This window comes from Cytophagia bacterium CHB2 (genome assembly GCA_030263535.1).
Classification (GTDB): domain Bacteria; phylum Zhuqueibacterota; class Zhuqueibacteria; order Zhuqueibacterales; family Zhuqueibacteraceae; genus Coneutiohabitans.
Genome location: SZPB01000111.1, coordinates 1 through 17,145 on the forward strand (window position 1 = coordinate 1; position 17,145 = coordinate 17,145).

A 17,145-nucleotide genomic window follows, 5' to 3' on the forward strand; every position below is an offset into this window, starting at 1 on the left:
TTAAAAAAACACGGATTGGAATTGCGCGAAAGTCCGGCCGCCGTGTTTGCCCCGCAACCAAACGGCTCTGCTCTCACGCTTTGGCGCGATGAACAAAAAAGCCTTGCTGAGATTGCCCGCCACTCTCCTAAAGATGCCGAACGATTTCCGGCGTTCATGCGTCTCGTGAACAAATTGACGGAGGTGTTGCACAGCATCATGCTCCTCGCGCCGCCAAGCGTGAGCGAGCTGAAGTTCGAAGAGTTGCTGCCGTGGCTCAACACCGGCCGCAAGCTCAAAGGTCTGGGCAAACATGAGATGATGGAGTTTCTGCGGGTGTTGCCCATGACGGCCGTTGAGTTTCTCAATGAATGGTTCGAGAGTGAGACGCTCAAAGCCGTGCTGGGCGCGACCGGCGTGGCCGGCAGCATGCAAGGCCCGCAAGCCTCGGGCACGGCGTTTATGATATTGTATCACTATCTTGGCGCGGCAAATGGCGGCTTCAAGGCCAGTCAATTTGTGAAAGGCGGCATCGGTCAGCTCGCGGTGGCGTTGGCAAACTCAGCAAAAAAGCATGGCGCTGAAATTTGGTTGGGAGCGGAAGTGGCTCACATTAAACTTGAGGACGGCAAGGCTGTCGGTGTTGTGTTGAAGAGTGGCGAAGAAATCTCAGCAAAGATCATCGTTTCAAGTGCGGATCCGCGCCGCAGCTTTTTTGATCTCGTGGGCGCGCCGAATCTCGGCCCCACGTTTGTGCGGCGCGTGCGCAACATACGCTATCGTGGAACAAGCGCGAAAATGAATCTCGCGCTGAACGGATTGCCGGCGTTTAAGGGCACAACTGACGCGGAAAAACAGCTCAGCGGACACATTGTTATTTGCCCGGATTTGGAATATCTCGAACGCGCCAATGATGACGCCAAGTATGGCCGTTACTCGCAACAACCTTATCTCGACATTGTGATCCCCACTGTGATGGATGCCTCGCTTGCGCCCGCCGGAAAACACATTCTGTCGATCACTATGCAATATGCGCCGTACAAACTGCGTGAGTCGCATTGGGATGATATGCGCGAGAAATTGGGCGATCATATCATCAATACGCTTGTGCAATATGCTCCCAATCTCAAAGAATTAATTCTGCATCGTCATGTGTTGACCCCGCTCGATTATGAACGCGAATATGCGCTCACCGAAGGCGGGGAATTTCATGGCCAGATGGGTTTGGATCAACTGCTGTTTATGCGGCCGGTTGCCGGCTTTGGCCAGTATCGCACGCCGATTGAGCATCTCTATCTTTGCGGCGCTGGCACGCATCCCGGCGGCGGTGTGACCGGCGCGCCGGGCTATAATGCCGCGCGCGAAATTTTGCGGGATTGGAAAAAGTTGGTTTGATTCTGGATGCTGGATGCTGGTTGCTGAGTTTGATGGCAGGTGTCGAAGATGGTTAGGACGTGGATTTTTCGTCGGAATTGGCCGAACCCGCATTTGGCACGGTTTCCATTGCGATATTAATACACCCACTGGGTTGCGTCAAGAAATTTTGCGCCATGTCAGCGTTGGCAACTCCGAGGAATGACATGTGAATTTGTTTGATTTGGCGCGGCTTTCACCGCGCAGATTAAACATGTCACTCCTCGCGGAGTTATTCGTGGTGTATTGTTGACGTTCGAACGAAACAACTGCCACGCAAAATTCAGGCAGGACAAGAGCCCCGACGCCGAGCGAGCCGAGTAATGCCTTGACTTTCCGAAGCAAAATCAATATTTTCGATGCGGTCGAAATAAAGTATGATAACGGGGCATGGCTCGGTTCAATCCTTTGAAAGTTAATCCATGTAAACTAGAGTTATGTTGACACCTGATTCAACTGACGGAAGATGATGACGAAGGCCAGCCGTGGTCGATCGCTCACACTGCTTAGCGGCGCACTCTTTGTCGCGCACTTCTACGGCTTCTGGATTTTGGCCTCGACCTTTGCTGCCGGACTGGTATGGTGGATGAACTTGTTGATAGCGTTGGGGCCGGTGGCGGCGGTGACGGCATTTGTGGTGACGTTACGGCAAAGAGCACAACCGCTCCTCGCGAGCGTGAACGGAATCTTTATCGTTGTTTATGGAATTTTCTGGGCCTGGCTGATTTTGGACCTGCGCTAGACGGCGTGAGCCTGGTACGACTGAGGTTGTCAGTCGATGGGCTTATTCAGCAGACGCAAGACCATCGGCTTAAGCTTGATAACGCGTGGCGCATCTGTTGCAAAAATGGCGCGCGGGCTTGCGTGCCTCAGTTTTGCCAGCGCATTAATATTATTTCAAAAATCAAAATGGCCTCGTCACCACCCGACGCAGGCCAGCTTTTTATAGGCTAATCGAGCGCGCGCATCAAAGCATGACTCGTGTCAAAAAAGAAAGCCGGCAATACGTTTGCCAAAGTTGCGGCCACAAAAGCGTGCGCTGGCTCGGGCGCTGCCCAGAGTGCGAGCAATGGAATAGCTTTGTCGAAGAGAAAGTTGCGCCTCCGGCGAAACGTTCGCATCCGGCGCAGGCTGTTACGCGAAACAAGCCGCTGCCGCTGCGCGAGATTTCGCAAGACGATCTTTCCCGCATTATGTGCCGCAGTGAGGAGTTGAACCGCGTGTTGGGCGGCGGTTTGGTACCCGGTTCGTTGGTTCTGTTTGGCGGCGATCCGGGCATCGGCAAATCGACATTGTTGCTGCAAGAAGCGGCTGCACTGGCGCGCGAGGATTTCCGCGTGTTGTACATCACCGGCGAGGAATCGGCGCGGCAAACGAAAATGCGCGCGCAACGGCTGGGCTTGGATTCGGCGCATCTCTACATTCTTGCCGAAACCAATCTTGATGAAATTCTCGGCGCGGTTCAGGAGATTCAACCGGCCGTAGTCGTTGTTGATTCGATTCAGACGATTTACCGCCCGGAATTCGAAAGCCCGCCGGGCAGCGTCAGCCAGGTGCGTGAATGCGCGCTCTCATTTCTGACGCTGGCCAAAAACGAGGGTATTGTCGTCATTCTCGTCGGCCATGTCACCAAAGAAGGCTATCTCGCCGGGCCCAAAGTGCTCGAGCATATGGTCGATACGCTGCTGCAATTCGAAGGCGATCGCGATCATCTTTTTCGCATTTTGCGCTCGGTGAAAAACCGCTTCGGCAGCACACGCGAAATCGGCGTATTTGAAATGAAGCAAGACGGCCTCGCGGAAGTGGCCAACCCTTCGGAGATCTTCTTATCGCAGCGCAAGGGCGATATTTCCGGCTCCGTGGTGATTTGCACGCTCGAAGGCTCACGCCCGATTTTAGTGGAGGTGCAAGCGCTGCTCACCACCACGCATTATGGCGTGCCGCAGCGCACGGCGAACGGCATTGACACGCGCCGCCTCGCCGTGTTGCTGGCCGTGCTGGAAAAACGCATCGGCATGCGCGTGAGTACATATGACGTTTTTGTGAATGTTGCCGGCGGTGTACGCATTGAAGAGCCGGCGGCGGATCTCGGGATCGTTGTCTCCGCCGCCTCTTCGTTGCGCAATGCGGTAGTCGATCCCACCGTCGTGGTGATCGGCGAAGTGGGTTTGGGCGGTGAAGTGCGCGCCGTGCCGCAAATCGAAAAACGTTTAAGTGAAGCCGCAAAATTGGGTTTCAAACAGGCTGTGATTCCAAAATATTCCGCGAGTGGTTTACCGAAATCACCCGGGATTGAAATCATTCCGGTTGAACGAGTCGATGACGCCTTGAGCCGGTTGTTGTAAGCCTCAGGACGGTCGAACTCAGAATGAAATAATACGAGATGGCGCATTCTTTTTCGTTCGAAGTTCTTTCTCAAGATCGCGCAACGCGCGCGCGTTGTGGTAAACTCGTTACGGCGCACGGCGAAATTCTCACGCCGGTCTTCATGCCGGTGGGCACGCAGGGAACGGTAAAAACGCTCAGCCAAGATGAGATTCGCGTCGTCGGCAGTCAGATCATTCTCGGTAATACGTATCATCTGTATTTGCGGCCGGGCGAAGAGTTGATGCAGCGCGCCGGCGGCTTGCACAAATTCGCGCATTGGCCGTGGCCGATTCTGACCGACAGCGGCGGTTATCAAGTTTTCAGTCTCGCGGCGTTGCGCAAGATTCACGAAAACGGGGTGCGCTTTCAATCGCATATCGACGGCTCTGCGCATGAATTCACGCCGGAAAGCGTGATGCGCACACAGCTAACGCTCGGCTCGGATATCATGATGGTGCTGGATGAGTGTCCGCCCTATCCCGCAGAGTATGGTTATGTCAAAAAATCCCTGATGCTGACCACACGCTGGGCTGAGCGCTGTCTGCACGCGTGGAAAAACGCTGAGCCGCTTTATGGACATGCGCAAACATTGTTTGCCATCACGCAAGGCGGCGCCTACGCGGATTTGCGCCGCCAAAGCACGGAAGAACTGCTCGCCCTGGATTTTCCCGGCTATGCCGTCGGCGGTTTGGCGGTCGGTGAGCCTAAGGCCGCGATGGCAGAAATGCTCGATCTCTCCACCGCGTTGTTGCCGCATAACAAGCCGCGCTATTTGATGGGCGTGGGCAAGCCCGAAGACATCGTGAATGCGGTAAATTTGGGCGTCGATATGTTCGATTGCGTGATTCCCACACGCAGCGGCCGGCGCGGTCAAGTCTTTACGGCGCGCGGCCCGCTCAATCTCAACAACGCGCGCTTCAAAGACGATTTCAGCCCGTTGGAAGAGGGTTGTGATTGTTACGCGTGCCAAACGTACACACGCGCGTATTTGCGCCATCTGTTTCAAGCGCAGGAAATTCTGGCGATGCGCATGGCGAGTTTGCACAACCTGCGTTTCTATCATCGCCTGCTGCAAGCCATGCGAGAGGCAATTACTGCCGGCGAGTTCGCCTCCTGGCAGAAAAAATTTGAAAGCGACTATTTCATCCAATCAAAAAACGATAACACCCTGTGAGGAGGATTCATGGTCCCGTTGGTTCTTTTATTGCAAACCACTGCCCCGGCCGGCAGCCGCAATCCGATGCTGGATATGGGGCTGATGTTCGGCTTGATGTTGCTGGTAATGTATTTCTTGATGATCCGGCCGCAAATGAAGCTCAAGAAACAACATCAACAAATGTTGAACAGCCTGCAAAAAGGCGATCAAGTGCTCACGAACAGCGGCATCTACGGCAAAATCGTCGGCATCAAAGAGAAAGAACAAGTTATTGTGTTGCAGATTGCCAAAAACGTCGATATTGAAATCGCGCGCGGCCACATTGGCCGCAAAATCGAGAAAACGGAAAAAACGGAGTCTTGATGAATGGCGGTTGTGCCGATACGAAAATATGGCGACCCAATTCTGCGCCAAAAGGCCAGGCCGCAAACCGCGTTTGATGAGGCCTTGCGCGCGCTTGCTGCCGATATGATCGAAACCATGCAAGCCGCCGGCGGCATTGGTTTGGCCGCCAATCAAGTTGGCCTGCCGCACGCACTGTGTGTGGTGGAGGTTAGTTTGATTGAAGAGGGCGCCGCACCTCGGGCTTTTGTCAATCCCGAAATCGTGCAAACTTCCAGCGAACTGGTCACAATGGAAGAGGGCTGCCTCAGCATTCCTGATATCAATGAAGACGTGGAGCGCAATGTGCGCATCCGGGTTCGGTTTCATGATTTGGAAGGCAATCTGCATGAAGAAGAATTCGAAGGCGTGTATGCGCGCGTGCTGCAGCACGAAATCGACCATCTCAACGGGATTTTTTTTGTCGATCGTTTGAGCGCTTTGAAGAGAAGGCTATTGAAAAAAAAGCTGCAAGCATTGGCGGATGAGACGCGAATGGAGATGGTATCCCAACGAGGGGCGGTAGGCAAAGCCGTCTGACGTTTTTGTGATTGTTCGCTGCACGGATTCCCAACGAAGAATAGTTACAACCTATAAAAGAGTTTCGCTTTTATTTTAATTTTGGCTTTCATGCGATGTCTGCGCTGCAAAATCTAAAAGTTGTTTTCATGGGCACGCCTGATTTTGCCGTGCCGCCATTGCAAAAAATGCTCGAATGCGGCGTGCAGGTGGTAGCAGTGGTCACGGGCGCGGATAAGCCGGCGGGCCGCGGCCTGCAATTGGCATCGAGCGCAGTCAAGAAAATCGCGCAGCAACACGGCCTGAAGATTTTGCAGCCTGAAAAGTTGAATGATCCGGATTTTGTGCAGAGTTTGCAAGCGCTGAACGCGAATGCTTTCATCGTCGTGGCATTCCGCATTCTGCCGCGGGAAGTGTTTACCATTCCCGCGCACGGAACGATCAACATTCACGCCTCGCTGTTGCCGAAATACCGCGGCGCAGCGCCCATTCAGTGGGCAATTATCAACGGCGAAAGTGAAACCGGCGTCACAACTTTTTTGATTACGGATAAAGTTGACACCGGCAATATATTGCTGCAGGCGCGTACGCCCATTGGCCCGGATGAAACTCTCGGCGAGTTGCACGATCGGTTATCCCATCTCGGCGCGGAATTGTTGCTCACCACGCTGGAGCAAATACAACACGGCGGATTACGGCCGCAGCCGCAACAGGGCGCAGTAACGCTGGCGCCCAAAATCACAAACGCCGTTGCTGAAATCGACTGGCGCAAGCCGGCGCGCGAGATACGCAATCTCATTCGCGGCTTGAACCCGGCGCCGGGCGCATTCACGTATTGGCAAGGCAAAATGCTCAAAATTTTTCGAGCGCGTGCAATCGAAACCGAAGACGGCAACCTCGCGCCGGGCGTGATCCATCGCGTCGAGGCGAAGCCCGGCAACCTCTTCGTGGGCACGGGCAAGGGTTTGCTCGCTCTCGAGGAGTTACAATTGCCGGGCAAGCGTATCGTCAACGTTTCAAACTTTTTACAAGGACATAAAATTTCAGTGATGGAACAACTAGGGCGTTAACGTTTTACCCCTCGAGACGAAGTATGCAACAGAAAAAATCACATCTTGGTCGCTGGTTATTCCGGCTGATTGTCGTCCCGTTGGCTCTCGTGTGTTTATACACCTGGATTATGCTGAGTTGGAGTTATTCGAGCGGTGAGCGCAACGGCTTTGTGCAGAAGCTTTCGAAAAAAGGCTGGGTTTTCAAAACCTGGGAAGGCGAAATGGCGATGGCCAACGTGCCCGGCGTCATGCCGGAGAAGTTTTATTTCAGCGTGCGCGACGACGCAGTCGCGGAGAAAATCAACAAAACCATGGGCAAGCGTGTTTCGCTCGAATACGAGGAGCATATCGGTTTGCCGGTTGACTGGTTCGGAGAGACCAGCCACTTCATCACGGATGTAAAGGTGGTTGAATAAATTGCCCATGCCGGATGCGATCACACCCAAGCCCTCTGCAGGAAGCCGCCGTTTAACCGCGCGGGGCCTGGTTTGTAAAATTCTAACAGAGGCCGAAACCGGCCAGGCTTATCTTGATCAGATTTTGGAAAAACATTTGTCGCGCACGCGCCTGCCGGAACGGGACAAAGCCTTGGTCACCGCGATTGCCAACGGCGTGACGCGCCGGCGCAGCCGTCTTGACGCGGAGTTGATGCGGCATTTTCGGAGAAATTTTGATGGCGCGCGGCCTTTGCTTAAAAATATCCTGCGCAGCGCCTTGTTTCAACTTCGCTATCTCGACCGTGTTCCATCTTATGCCGTGGTGAATGAAGCGGTCAGCCTGGCGCGCACGCAGTTTGGCGAGGGGCTGGCGCGGCTTTGTAATGCCGTGTTGCGCAGCGCTCTGCGCGAGCCGTATGACTGGCCCGCGCCTGAACGCTTGCTTGCTGCAGGTGATTTTCAGCGATTGGCGCAGGCATTGAGTTATCCGGAATGGCTTCTGCGGCGGTGGCACGAATTATACGGCAGCGCCGAGATGCTGGCATTGGCTGACGCGTTCAATCAAATTCCGGAGTTGACAATTCGCCTCACACGGCCGGAGTTGCATCACGAAACCGTGTTGGCGGAATTAGCCGCCGCCAACGTGCAAGGGCGAGCGATTGACGGGCTGCCACATTTTTATCACGTGCCGTCGCAGCACCACATTGCCGCGCTGGAGTCATTCAAGGCCGGCGCTTTTACGATGCAAGATGCCAGCGCCGGCTTGGTGGCGCATCTTGCAGCGCCCGCGCCGGGAGAAACGATCATCGATTTATGCGCTGCGCCGGGTGGCAAGGCGTTGCATCTCGCGGAGCTTGCGCCGAACGCCAGAGTCATCGCGGTTGATCAAAGCCCCAACCGTTTGCGCCTTGTGCAAGAGGCGGCGCAACGCTTGCATTGCGAGATTGAGTTGATCGCCGCGGACGCGCGCACGTTCAGCGGCCCGGCGGCTGATCTCGTGCTGGTGGACGCACCGTGTTCCGGGCTGGGCGTGCTCGGCAAGCGCAGCGATTTGCGCTGGCGTCGACGGCCGGAGGATATTCCCCAACTGGTGGCGCTGCAAAAAGAAATCTTGCAAAACGCGGCAACCCTCCTCAAACCTGGCGGCCGTCTGATTTACAGCACATGTACGACGGAACCGGCGGAGAATCAAGGCGTGGCCACCTGGTTTTTGGAGCAGTATCCAAATTTTAACCTGCAACCAGCACAACAATTCATTCCCGCACGTTTTTGCGATGCTGCCGGATTTGTGGCAACGTTTCCTCATCGTCACGGCGTTGATGGCAGCTTTGCGGCACATTTGAAGAAATTGAGTTGAAAGAATGGCAAATACACAATTTTCAAACGGTTCCTCTTTGAGTGCTTGGCGACGCTTTCTGATCGGCGTGATGAATAACAGATTTCTGCGCCTGCTCGGCAGCGTGATCGCCGTTTTCCTGGCCCTGGGATTGGCAATGGATTGGATTTTCATGCCGCTTTACACACGCCACGGGCAGGAAGTCGAGATTCCCGACATCACCAAGATGCGCTATGAAGACGCCAAAAGCGCGCTCGAAAATGCCGGCTTTGCCATCGTCAAAGAAGAAGAACGCTTCAGCGACGAGTTCCCTTTCGGCATCGTGCTGGAACAAAGCCCGGCGCCGTTTGCCAAAGTCAAATACGGCCGCCGCGTGCATGTGGTGACCAGTCGCGGCGAGAAGCGCATTCAAGTGCCGGATTTGATCGGCCGCTCGCAGCGCGAGGCGGAATTGTTGTTGAATCAGGCGCGGTTGGTGCTGGGTGCGGTGGGATATGACTACTCCAATATTCATCCGGAAGGCGCGGTAAGCTGGCAATCCGTGCCGCCGCGCGCCGAGGTTGCTCTGAATACCAAAGTGAATATCACGTTGAGCGTCGGCGCCGAACCGGAGGTATTCGTTGTGCCGGAACTCGAAGGCCGGACGTTGACTGACGCACTGCTCAAAATCAAGCAAGCGGGCTTGCGCATCGGCCAACTGACGTACACCATTGTGCCGGATTTACTGCCCGAAACCGTGATCCGGCAATCCCTGCCTTCCAACACGAATGTCATCAAGGGCGCAACGATTGATTTGGAAATCAGTACGCTGCCGGAGAGGAATGACTGACGGGACAATCAGAAAGTCTTTCACATTAATAAGAGTGTCTTCAAGTTTTTATTCTTGCAGGCTGATCTAATAAAAATTATCCAACTGATGAAAGCGGCCAACGGATTTAGTTGTGAGGTATACTTTTGAATGTTTCTTCCATTCTACTCAATGAATTTAGGTTGCAACTCGCTCAAGAACTGGTATGCAACAATTGCGCGATAGAACCAAAGCGAAATCAAATCACTTGATTCTACAGTCATGTTATGTCAAAGGACAAACTGAAAAGAGGTTTTCTTATGCACTTAAAGGATTTTATTCGAGAAACTCTTATTCAAATTGTGGAGGGTGTTTCTCTAGCTCAAAAGGAGATCACTAACAGGGGCGGCAATGTCAATCCAACAGGGGTAGGTTTTACAAAAGATGGCCAGAATACTGCCTACAATCATGCTATACCTCAAGATGTTCATTTTGATATCGTTTTGGCTCAAGTCGAGGGTAGCGGTGTAGAAAGTGGTATCGGCGTTTTTCTCGGGAGTTTTGGAATTGGTTCGAAAGCAAAATCTGATGCACAAAATGCGTCGACGAGTAAAATTCAGTTTACTATTCCACTTATGCTTCCCCCGGGCAATTCCGTTCGATGAACATAGAATATGAAATTTCTATTCTCTTTCACCGTGTATCTTTTTCGACTTACACTCTTTAAAGTTGTATTTTCATCAAACTCACTCAATAAATATGATCCATCTGGCGCCCTCCATTCTTTCTGCTGATTTCACGCAGCTTCACGAACAGATTCGTCTGGTGGAAAACGCGGGCGCGGACTGGATTCATTGCGATGTGATGGACGGCCATTTTGTGCCCAACATCAGCTTTGGTCCGCTGGTCGTCGCGGCAGCGCGGCGCTGCACCAAACTGCCATTGGATGTTCATCTCATGATTGAGCAGCCGGAAGATTATATTTCAGCGTTTCGCGCTGCCGGCGCCGATCGCATCACTGTGCATGTCGAAGCTTGCCGGCATTTACATCGCGTGGTGGATCAAATTCACGAAACCGGTGCGGCTGCCGGCGTCGCGCTGAATCCCGCCACTTCTCTCACCGCCATCGAAGAAATCCTGCATGACATCGATTTGTTGCTGCTCATGACCGTCAATCCCGGTTTTGGCGGACAAACCCTTATTGACAACACTCTCTCCAAAATCCAGCGCGCGCGTCAAATGATTCATGCCAGCCGACGCGCCATCTTTCTGGAAGTTGACGGCGGCATTGATCTGCAAACCACGCCCGCAGTTGTCAAAGCCGGCGCTGACGTGCTCGTGGCCGGCACCTCGATCTTCGGCGCAAAAGATATTGGCGCAGCTTGTGCGGCATTGAAAAAAGCCGCCTGGAATGCGACGTTGGTGGAGGTGTAAGTGGGACAGAGTAATAGCGTCCCAGTAAGGGAGGCCGCAAGCGACTCGCGAAATTATCGGTGATGATTCGGATCAGCTCAACGAAACTACACTTCTATCCACGCGAGCTGAGATTTATAATGGCACGGCAAATCGGTATCGGTCAAAGTATCCTGATGGCCAATAAGGAAAGGGCGTTATCATTTTCCATCAAATGCGCCTTGTATTTGATCGCCGAAGAGGTTGTTTGCTGGTCTTTGAAGGCCTGGTTTGAAAATGGAGATTGACCCGTGTAGACATGTATACCCCTCTCAGCAAATACGACAGGAAAATGCGTTTTGCCAGTTTTTGTCTCAGCCGCTTTGCGAACGTCTGCAATAATTTTTCCGGAGGCGATCACTTGTTTATCAACTACTGCCACCCAAAGATTGGGATAGGCTGCGGCAATTTCTGCGATATGCGCGTTTGCCCAATCATTGTCCTCCCAATACTCTCGCGGCGTCGGAGGAACTGGTGGAAAGGCTTGATTTGGCATGTTCGTATCTCCCATACTATTTTTCCCGTTTGAACGGACGCAAAGTAAGCATAGACTCGTAACGCTGCAGCAAGAATTATTGCACAAAATTCAGCTTAATCACTCTGCTGAGCTTCTCCCTCCCATTCGTTTCAGCCAGGATGCGCAAAAAATATTCGCCGCTGGTGATGGTAACGCCTGCGTCATTTTTTCCCCCCCAACTTAAGCTGTGAACACCCGCCGGATAAGCCCGCGCCGGCCATGTGTACACGCGGCGGCCAAGCATGTCAAAAATCTCCAAGCGAACGGAGGCGGCTGCCGGCAAACCGAAGCGAATCGTGGTAGAGGGATTGAATGGATTGGGATAATTCTGATAAAGAACGAAGTCCCGCGGCATATCTGAAGTTGCATTGTTCGCAACCGCGGTTGCGCCGGGAAAAAAGAATTCCATCACGCGACGGAACAGTTCCTGCCGTACCCCCGCGCCGTTGATCGTTTCAAATGGAAAACCAAAATAAACCAGTTTGCCCTCGCGATTGCCATTTGGAAACATGCCTTCGAATTGCACTGCGGCAATTTGATTATTGCCATAGCGCAAGCAAATCACGCCGCCACCAAAAGGCGCGATGGCATCGGGATAGTCTTCGATGTAAGGCAGGCTGCCGTAGGTGAAATTCAATCCGGCAAAAATGACGCCCGCTTCGCCGCTCAGAGCCGTGTTATTCGCATCGTCAGCAACATAATCGGCTTTGAGATAATCGTGCAGAAACGCTTCGTCGCTGGCTGAGCCGCGCGCCCCGGTATCCAAATCCCATGCGATCTCCGAGCCGGAGACAAACAACTTGCCGCCGTTTTGCAAATAAGCTTTAACTTTGGCCTGCTCGCTTGTGTTAAACGTTTCATCTGCGGTTGATTCATCGCCAAGCAACCAAAACACCGCATCATAATCCTGCAACTCAACTGCGCCAGAACTGACTTGTTCGTTGGCGCAACTTTCGAAAGCAAAACCGTTTGCCGCGATAGCTTCGCCGTAGTGCGACACAAAATAGTGCCAGGGCTGCGACCAACTGCCAGAGCCGCCGAAACGATCAAAGCCATCGACGATCAAAATGCGCTCGGGCCGGGAAGAAGACGCGAGGCCATAAACATCTGAATGCGGACTCTCGTTGGGCGGCGCCACGGTATCAACTGCGGTGAGGCGAAAATAAATATCGCTGACAGGCGCGGCAAGATTGATGGAGGTTGCGCCCGGCGGCAGCGTTGACTCATCAATCGCCAGTTGCCAAGAGTTGATGTTTTCTGCTGAAGAATACAACCGATAACCGCGCAAATCCGTTTCAGTGTTCGCCAGCCAGCGCGCTTCGGCATTCGCAATCGACAACAACAACGGCCGCGCCGGCGCCAGCAAATCTTTACGCGCGACCCGCACGGCAATAAACGTCTCGCCGGCATTGCCATACGTATCTTCGGCAAAGATCTGCAAGGTATAATTGCCGTCCGGCAGCAATTCGGTATCCCAATAAGAACGGCTGCTGGCGGTATTGCTGACATAATAAACATGCGCACTGGTGCTGGAATAAGACGGATGAAATGCGAGATGAACGTCGCCAAGAGGCTTACGGTCGAATTGAAAACGCACGCCGTTGTTGGGCGGCTCGTAAACCACAGAGTCGCGACCAGCATTGAGAATGCGGTAACCGACTTTATAAGCTCCGTTGTTGGTCACCGAGCTTGAGCTGCCGGGCGGGCCGCTACGCTCGGAAATGTGCGCCACAATATCGACGCGGCTGCTGACGTTGCCGCCGGTGAACTCAGTATTTGTGCCATTGAGAAAAAGCCGGACGAAATTGAAAACCGGGGGCCAGGTATCGACATAGGGCGTCAAGCCGGTGCCTTTGCGCAAAGCATTCACTTCGTTGCCGACTTGACCTTCGGTGAGATGCACGTGGCCGAGTCCGTCCAGAATCGTTCCCAAAATGGTTTCGGATTGGAATACCGAATCGCCGACACTGAGCGCAGGGTTGGGCGCAATGTGAACGTAGGCGAAGCGCCCGACGCGCACGTAGGCATTGCTGCCGTTGGGATCCAATGAAGTCACTATGCCGTCTTCACAGGGATAAACCGGCGAACGATCAGGCTTGGGAATGTCCGTGCCGTTGTGATAGTGCGGGGCGGGCGCGGTATCACGATATTCACAAAACGTGCCGGTGATGACGTGGGTTTCATTGAATGGCGTTATGGGCCAGGGAAATTGCGCCTGGGCAAGAGCGGGCAAGCAAATAAGAAGAATCCCCAAGAGAATCTTGCGTGATCGCATGACACTGTCAAATTGGAGTGTTGGAGAATGAAGCATGAGATTTTGGTGAAGGGTGACGATGAATTTGTATTTTGACTTTTTAGTGATTCTTAGAAATCGGACCGTGTTTCTTTTTCCTGAATCTTTGTTGCTGTCGTTGTCCAGTAGGTTTGCATGACGCGGTCAGCAGCAAGGGTAAGACGCCTGCCATCCGGCGAAAGCGCAATGACCGGCTCAATCAAATCGGTTTTGATGGCTGTACTTGATTGCTGGCGTCCGCTGGCATTGAATCTGATCAAGCGGGCTTGCTCAAAACCAAAACGGCCGTTTTTGAAATTGCTCACGGCAGCCAGCGCGAAATGGTTTTCGCCTTTGACATCGGAAGCGATGCCGACAAACATTTCATTGCGATTGGGAAGATTATATTGCCAAGTTTGTTTCGCGTCCGGCAGGTTGAGGAGTCGCAATTGCCGGCGATCCATCAACAACAAACGCTGCCCATTTTCTGCAAAGTGGGCCTGTCGAAAAAGGCCGTGCAGGGTTGCTCGCAAAGCGCCGCTGCCGTCAAACAAATGCAAAGAGGATTCCACGCGATTGTCACTCGTCACTTGATAACGGCCCGCCAGAATCCAGTCGCCGTTGGGCGCGACCGCCACACCGCCCGGCGTTCCCGCCGGCAAATCACGCCGCCATTTCTCTTCGCCGGCTGCACTGAAACAAACAAGTGTGGGCGAATTCACCGGGGTGGGAGTGTTCTGGCTCAATACCCAAAAAGACTGGCCGCCTGCTGCGAGGAACATTGGTCTCTCATTACTATAAGCAACACTATCGAAAAGTTTCTTATCCCCAAGCATTTGGCCCTCAGCAGCAAGAAACATAACCTGCGCCGAGGTGGATTGTCCCAGCAGCAAAGCAGAGCCGTTCGCGTCTAGACAAATTTGTGGTAAGGGATCATCTTCATGCCAGGTGAAAACATTGCTACCAAGCGACCGGCCATTGCGATCCTGCCACTGCAATCGCAGCGCGATGCCATCTTTTTCGATTTTTTCCAACGCAGCAATCACCTCGCCGTTTGTGCTAATGGCGTGTTGCAGAAATTGACCATTGAGTGCCAGGCGTTTGTTGCCTTGTTGATCTTGCCAGACCAGGCTTTCGGTGCCGCGCCAGACAACCGATTCGCCGAAACGCGCAGCACGAGGAGAACCCGCAGGGGAAGTGCCCTCGGATTGCAAATGAAAAGAGGCCAGGTTTTGACTCAGGGATAGGTTCGTGAACAACAATACTCCCGCAAAAATCAGAACTCCGCGAGCGAAACGAAACATGAATGTCACTCCTTTCCAGGCGGCCATAAACTCATGCCGACATCAGTGCGATAGTAGCTGCTGAGGCATTTGATCATGCGTATATTTTCATAAGCACGCTTGATAGCGCTTTCCAGCGAGTTCGAAAGCGCGACAACGTCAGCGATGCGATGGCCGGTCATCACCAGCCCGCCGGTGGCATCTTCCGCAACTTCATTCCACCAAATGTCACAAGTTGGTTCGCCGAGCAACCGCACCGGCAAACGCGGACCTTGAATGCTGATGAAAGGATAACCATAACCGGCAAGGGTCAGGCTGCAGCCGAATTGCAGATCATCATGAAACTGCGGTTCAAGTTTTTCATCGCGCGCGGCCTGATAAATCACTTCAAAAGGATTTTTGAGCAGGCGCAGAATCATCTGCGTCGAGGTGACGCCCATGCGCACGTTGTATTCCAACACATGCCAGCGGCCCTCGTGCTTGGCAGCAGTGACCTGCACCGGGCCATGAAATTTGGTTTCACGCAACCAGGGCAGTAGAGGATGCAGCAACTCGCGCGCGAGGCCGTATTTATCTTGCGGATCTTTTTCCACCAATCCGCCCAGCGGTGCGCCGGCCACGATTCCCATGTTGCCGTCAAAGGCGCGTTTGTACTCTTGATTGGTGGCCAGCGAGTAGATCTCGCCGTTGCTCACCACGGCAATGTGTCCGGCTTCCGCGCGTCCCATGTACTCTTGCAAGAAGACACCTTCAGCGTAGTCCAGGCGTTCGAGCCAGTGATGCGTGTCTTCCACGGTTTCACAGACAATCGTGTGAATCGGGCTGGTCGGCGAGCACAGCGGGTTTTTGATAACATAAGGCCGTGGATCATTTTTCAAAACGGCTTCGGCTTCCAGGCGGTTGCGCGCGACATAGGCTTTGGGGAAGGCGATGCCGTATTGTTCGCATAATCGGCGGCCCCAGTCGCGCTCGCGCTCCAGGCGCATGGCTTCGCCGAAGGGCGAAAAGATGGGGAGATTCAGCGAAAGCAATTCTTCCGACCACGGCTGCAAAACCCAGTCAATGGACATGGGAATCAACAGATCGACTTTTTTATCACGCACGAAACGCACCGGACTGGGAAAATAAGAGGCAGGATAAACTTCGCCTTCGAGAGAAGGGCCGTAGTGGCCGTAGCTGCGCGTCAAATAGCAGCTCACGCGCGCCCCGTTTTCGCGCAGAATGCGCATCACGGCATGTGCAAAGGCACCCACGCCCAATAGCAGGACATGCGGAGAAGTAGGCATTGTTTATGACTTGTCCAATAGGTTAAGCGACGGCTTGGCCGTCGCTTCTCTGATTCGATGCGCGATAGCTCAGCGATGGCTTGGCCATCGCTTTCAACTTTACAGTATAAAATGAGCAAGGCCAAGCCTAAGCAGATCGCCCACAGCCATACTATGGCCAAGCCATGACAGATATTTCTGCTCACTCTACAAATCGCATCGGTGTGACCGGAATCAATCCTTCTTTTCCGCTCGCATAAAACGCAGCGCTGGAGTAAGGGTAGTCTTCCATCGACGCAACGATTTTGCTTTCCACTGGATTGGCATGCAGATAGTTGAGTTTCTGTTCAAAAAACTTCTGCGTGAAAACCATCTCGGGGCGGTCGTCCGGCAGCCACACACGATAGGTTTGACCTGCAACACGACCGGCATCTCGAAAGCACGATAACAAATCTTCCGCTGATTCCCGCTGAAAGCCGGCAGCGGCGAAGAGCGGCAGGCTTGTGGCCGGCGGTTTTTCACTCGCGGCTTGCAAGCCCTCAATAATCTGTCGCGCGGTATGTCGTTTGAAATCGCGCTGCATGTCGGAAATGCCGTATTGTGTATCCGCAAGTTGAACGATGTAGTGCAGATGCGAAGGCATGACGACATAGGCCAGAAAGCTTGCGTTTCGCTTATCAATAAAGAATCTCCAACTGTTGAAAATGACACTGATCGCGCGGATCGTGACAAAGAGGTTTTTCCAACCGGCGATTGTGTTTGTGATAAAATAGACCTGTTGCTTTTCCCGTGCCCAACCTTTCTGCATAGTTGCCTCCCCGGAATGAGATGTTCAGCGACGGCTTGGCCGTCGCTTCTCTAATTCTGTGCTCGATCGCTCAACGATGGCTTGGCCAGCGCTCTCGACACTACCTAGACTTGAACGTTCA

At 53.4% G+C, this 17,145-nt stretch carries 17 protein-coding genes; 12 read left to right on the forward strand and 5 right to left on the reverse strand.

All coding sequences use genetic code 11. The features are described from left to right. Positions 1–21 precede the first annotated feature (21 nt). The 12 genes from FBQ85_12560 (at position 22) to FBQ85_12615 (ending at position 10,861) form a co-directional block, all read left to right on the forward strand. Entirely contained in the window at positions 22–1,374 is a 1,353-nt protein-coding gene (locus FBQ85_12560; protein MDL1875985.1) for an NAD(P)/FAD-dependent oxidoreductase, read from the forward strand. Between the two features lie 487 nt (positions 1,375–1,861). Then, positions 1,862–2,134 carry a hypothetical protein gene (locus FBQ85_12565; protein MDL1875986.1) on the forward strand — a complete coding sequence of 91 codons (273 nt, stop codon included), beginning with the start codon at positions 1,862–1,864 and terminating at the stop codon, positions 2,132–2,134. A 232-nt stretch (positions 2,135–2,366) separates the two neighbouring features. Next, positions 2,367–3,737, forward strand: a complete 1,371-nt coding sequence (gene radA, locus FBQ85_12570) for a DNA repair protein RadA (protein MDL1875987.1) — start codon at positions 2,367–2,369, stop codon at positions 3,735–3,737. Positions 3,738–3,775: 38 nt separating this feature from the next. Further along, positions 3,776–4,933 (forward strand): tRNA guanosine(34) transglycosylase Tgt, encoded by a 1,158-nt coding sequence (gene tgt, locus FBQ85_12575; GenBank protein MDL1875988.1) that lies wholly within the window; start codon positions 3,776–3,778, stop codon positions 4,931–4,933. Between the two features lie 9 nt (positions 4,934–4,942). Next, positions 4,943–5,278, forward strand: coding sequence for a preprotein translocase subunit YajC (yajC, locus tag FBQ85_12580; protein MDL1875989.1), 336 nt, complete (start codon positions 4,943–4,945; stop codon positions 5,276–5,278). 3 nt (positions 5,279–5,281) lie between these two features. Then, positions 5,282–5,836 (forward strand): peptide deformylase, encoded by a 555-nt coding sequence (gene def / locus FBQ85_12585; protein MDL1875990.1) that lies wholly within the window; start codon positions 5,282–5,284, stop codon positions 5,834–5,836. Positions 5,837–5,940: 104 nt separating this feature from the next. Next, on the forward strand, positions 5,941–6,885 hold the full coding sequence (locus tag FBQ85_12590; protein MDL1875991.1) for a methionyl-tRNA formyltransferase: 945 nt from the start codon (positions 5,941–5,943) through the stop codon (positions 6,883–6,885). Positions 6,886–6,908: 23 nt separating this feature from the next. Beyond that, positions 6,909–7,283, forward strand: coding sequence for a hypothetical protein (locus tag FBQ85_12595; GenBank protein ID MDL1875992.1), 375 nt, complete (start codon positions 6,909–6,911; stop codon positions 7,281–7,283). Further along, positions 7,276–8,661: a 16S rRNA (cytosine(967)-C(5))-methyltransferase RsmB gene (gene rsmB / locus FBQ85_12600; GenBank protein ID MDL1875993.1), complete on the forward strand. Its 1,386-nt coding sequence runs from the start codon at positions 7,276–7,278 to the stop codon at positions 8,659–8,661. Before FBQ85_12595 ends, rsmB begins: the two co-directional genes overlap by 8 nt. A gap of 4 nt (positions 8,662–8,665) precedes the next feature. Beyond that, positions 8,666–9,469 (forward strand): PASTA domain-containing protein, encoded by an 804-nt coding sequence (locus FBQ85_12605; GenBank protein MDL1875994.1) that lies wholly within the window; start codon positions 8,666–8,668, stop codon positions 9,467–9,469. A gap of 245 nt (positions 9,470–9,714) precedes the next feature. Continuing rightward, the gene (locus tag FBQ85_12610; protein MDL1875995.1) at positions 9,715–10,092 is read left to right on the forward strand and encodes a hypothetical protein; all 378 of its coding nucleotides are present in this window, start codon (positions 9,715–9,717) and stop codon (positions 10,090–10,092) included. Between the two features lie 94 nt (positions 10,093–10,186). Then, on the forward strand, positions 10,187–10,861 hold the full coding sequence (locus FBQ85_12615; protein ID MDL1875996.1) for a ribulose-phosphate 3-epimerase: 675 nt from the start codon (positions 10,187–10,189) through the stop codon (positions 10,859–10,861). Positions 10,862–11,003: 142 nt separating this feature from the next. Here the strand turns inward: FBQ85_12615 and FBQ85_12620 are convergent, their stop codons facing one another. From FBQ85_12620 to FBQ85_12640, 5 genes are all read right to left on the reverse strand, one after another. Then, positions 11,004–11,375, reverse strand: a complete 372-nt coding sequence (locus FBQ85_12620; GenBank protein MDL1875997.1) for a hypothetical protein — start codon at positions 11,373–11,375, stop codon at positions 11,004–11,006. Positions 11,376–11,451: 76 nt separating this feature from the next. Next, positions 11,452–13,707, reverse strand: a complete 2,256-nt coding sequence (locus FBQ85_12625; protein MDL1875998.1) for a T9SS type A sorting domain-containing protein — start codon at positions 13,705–13,707, stop codon at positions 11,452–11,454. A gap of 53 nt (positions 13,708–13,760) precedes the next feature. Further along, complete coding sequence (locus tag FBQ85_12630; protein MDL1875999.1) at positions 13,761–14,972, reverse strand: hypothetical protein; 1,212 nt, start codon at positions 14,970–14,972, stop codon at positions 13,761–13,763. A 5-nt stretch (positions 14,973–14,977) separates the two neighbouring features. After that, a complete protein-coding gene (locus FBQ85_12635; protein ID MDL1876000.1) occupies positions 14,978–16,237 on the reverse strand; it encodes a phosphoribosylamine--glycine ligase in 1,260 nt (419 codons plus the stop codon). Between the two features lie 181 nt (positions 16,238–16,418). After that, positions 16,419–17,024: a hypothetical protein gene (locus FBQ85_12640; protein ID MDL1876001.1), complete on the reverse strand. Its 606-nt coding sequence runs from the start codon at positions 17,022–17,024 to the stop codon at positions 16,419–16,421. Between the last annotated feature and the right edge of the window lie 121 nt (positions 17,025–17,145).

Bases quoted from the DNA above. Each gene is read 5' to 3' on its own strand.
- FBQ85_12615 (MDL1875996.1), top strand. From the start codon at position 10,187: ATGATCCATCTGGCGCCCTCCATTCTTTCTGCTGATTTCACGCAGCTT.
- tgt (MDL1875988.1), top strand. From the start codon at position 3,776: ATGGCGCATTCTTTTTCGTTCGAAGTTCTTTCTCAAGATCGCGCAACG.
- FBQ85_12565 (MDL1875986.1), top strand. From the start codon at position 1,862: ATGACGAAGGCCAGCCGTGGTCGATCGCTCACACTGCTTAGCGGCGCA.
- FBQ85_12630 (MDL1875999.1), bottom strand. From the start codon at position 14,972: ATGTTTCGTTTCGCTCGCGGAGTTCTGATTTTTGCGGGAGTATTGTTG.
- radA (MDL1875987.1), top strand. From the start codon at position 2,367: ATGACTCGTGTCAAAAAAGAAAGCCGGCAATACGTTTGCCAAAGTTGC.
- def (MDL1875990.1), top strand. From the start codon at position 5,282: ATGGCGGTTGTGCCGATACGAAAATATGGCGACCCAATTCTGCGCCAA.
- FBQ85_12635 (MDL1876000.1), bottom strand. From the start codon at position 16,237: ATGCCTACTTCTCCGCATGTCCTGCTATTGGGCGTGGGTGCCTTTGCA.
- FBQ85_12640 (MDL1876001.1), bottom strand. From the start codon at position 17,024: ATGCAGAAAGGTTGGGCACGGGAAAAGCAACAGGTCTATTTTATCACA.
- FBQ85_12605 (MDL1875994.1), top strand. From the start codon at position 8,666: ATGGCAAATACACAATTTTCAAACGGTTCCTCTTTGAGTGCTTGGCGA.
- FBQ85_12610 (MDL1875995.1), top strand. From the start codon at position 9,715: ATGTCAAAGGACAAACTGAAAAGAGGTTTTCTTATGCACTTAAAGGAT.
- FBQ85_12595 (MDL1875992.1), top strand. From the start codon at position 6,909: ATGCAACAGAAAAAATCACATCTTGGTCGCTGGTTATTCCGGCTGATT.
- FBQ85_12620 (MDL1875997.1), bottom strand. From the start codon at position 11,375: ATGCCAAATCAAGCCTTTCCACCAGTTCCTCCGACGCCGCGAGAGTAT.
- FBQ85_12625 (MDL1875998.1), bottom strand. From the start codon at position 13,707: ATGCTTCATTCTCCAACACTCCAATTTGACAGTGTCATGCGATCACGC.
- yajC (MDL1875989.1), top strand. From the start codon at position 4,943: ATGGTCCCGTTGGTTCTTTTATTGCAAACCACTGCCCCGGCCGGCAGC.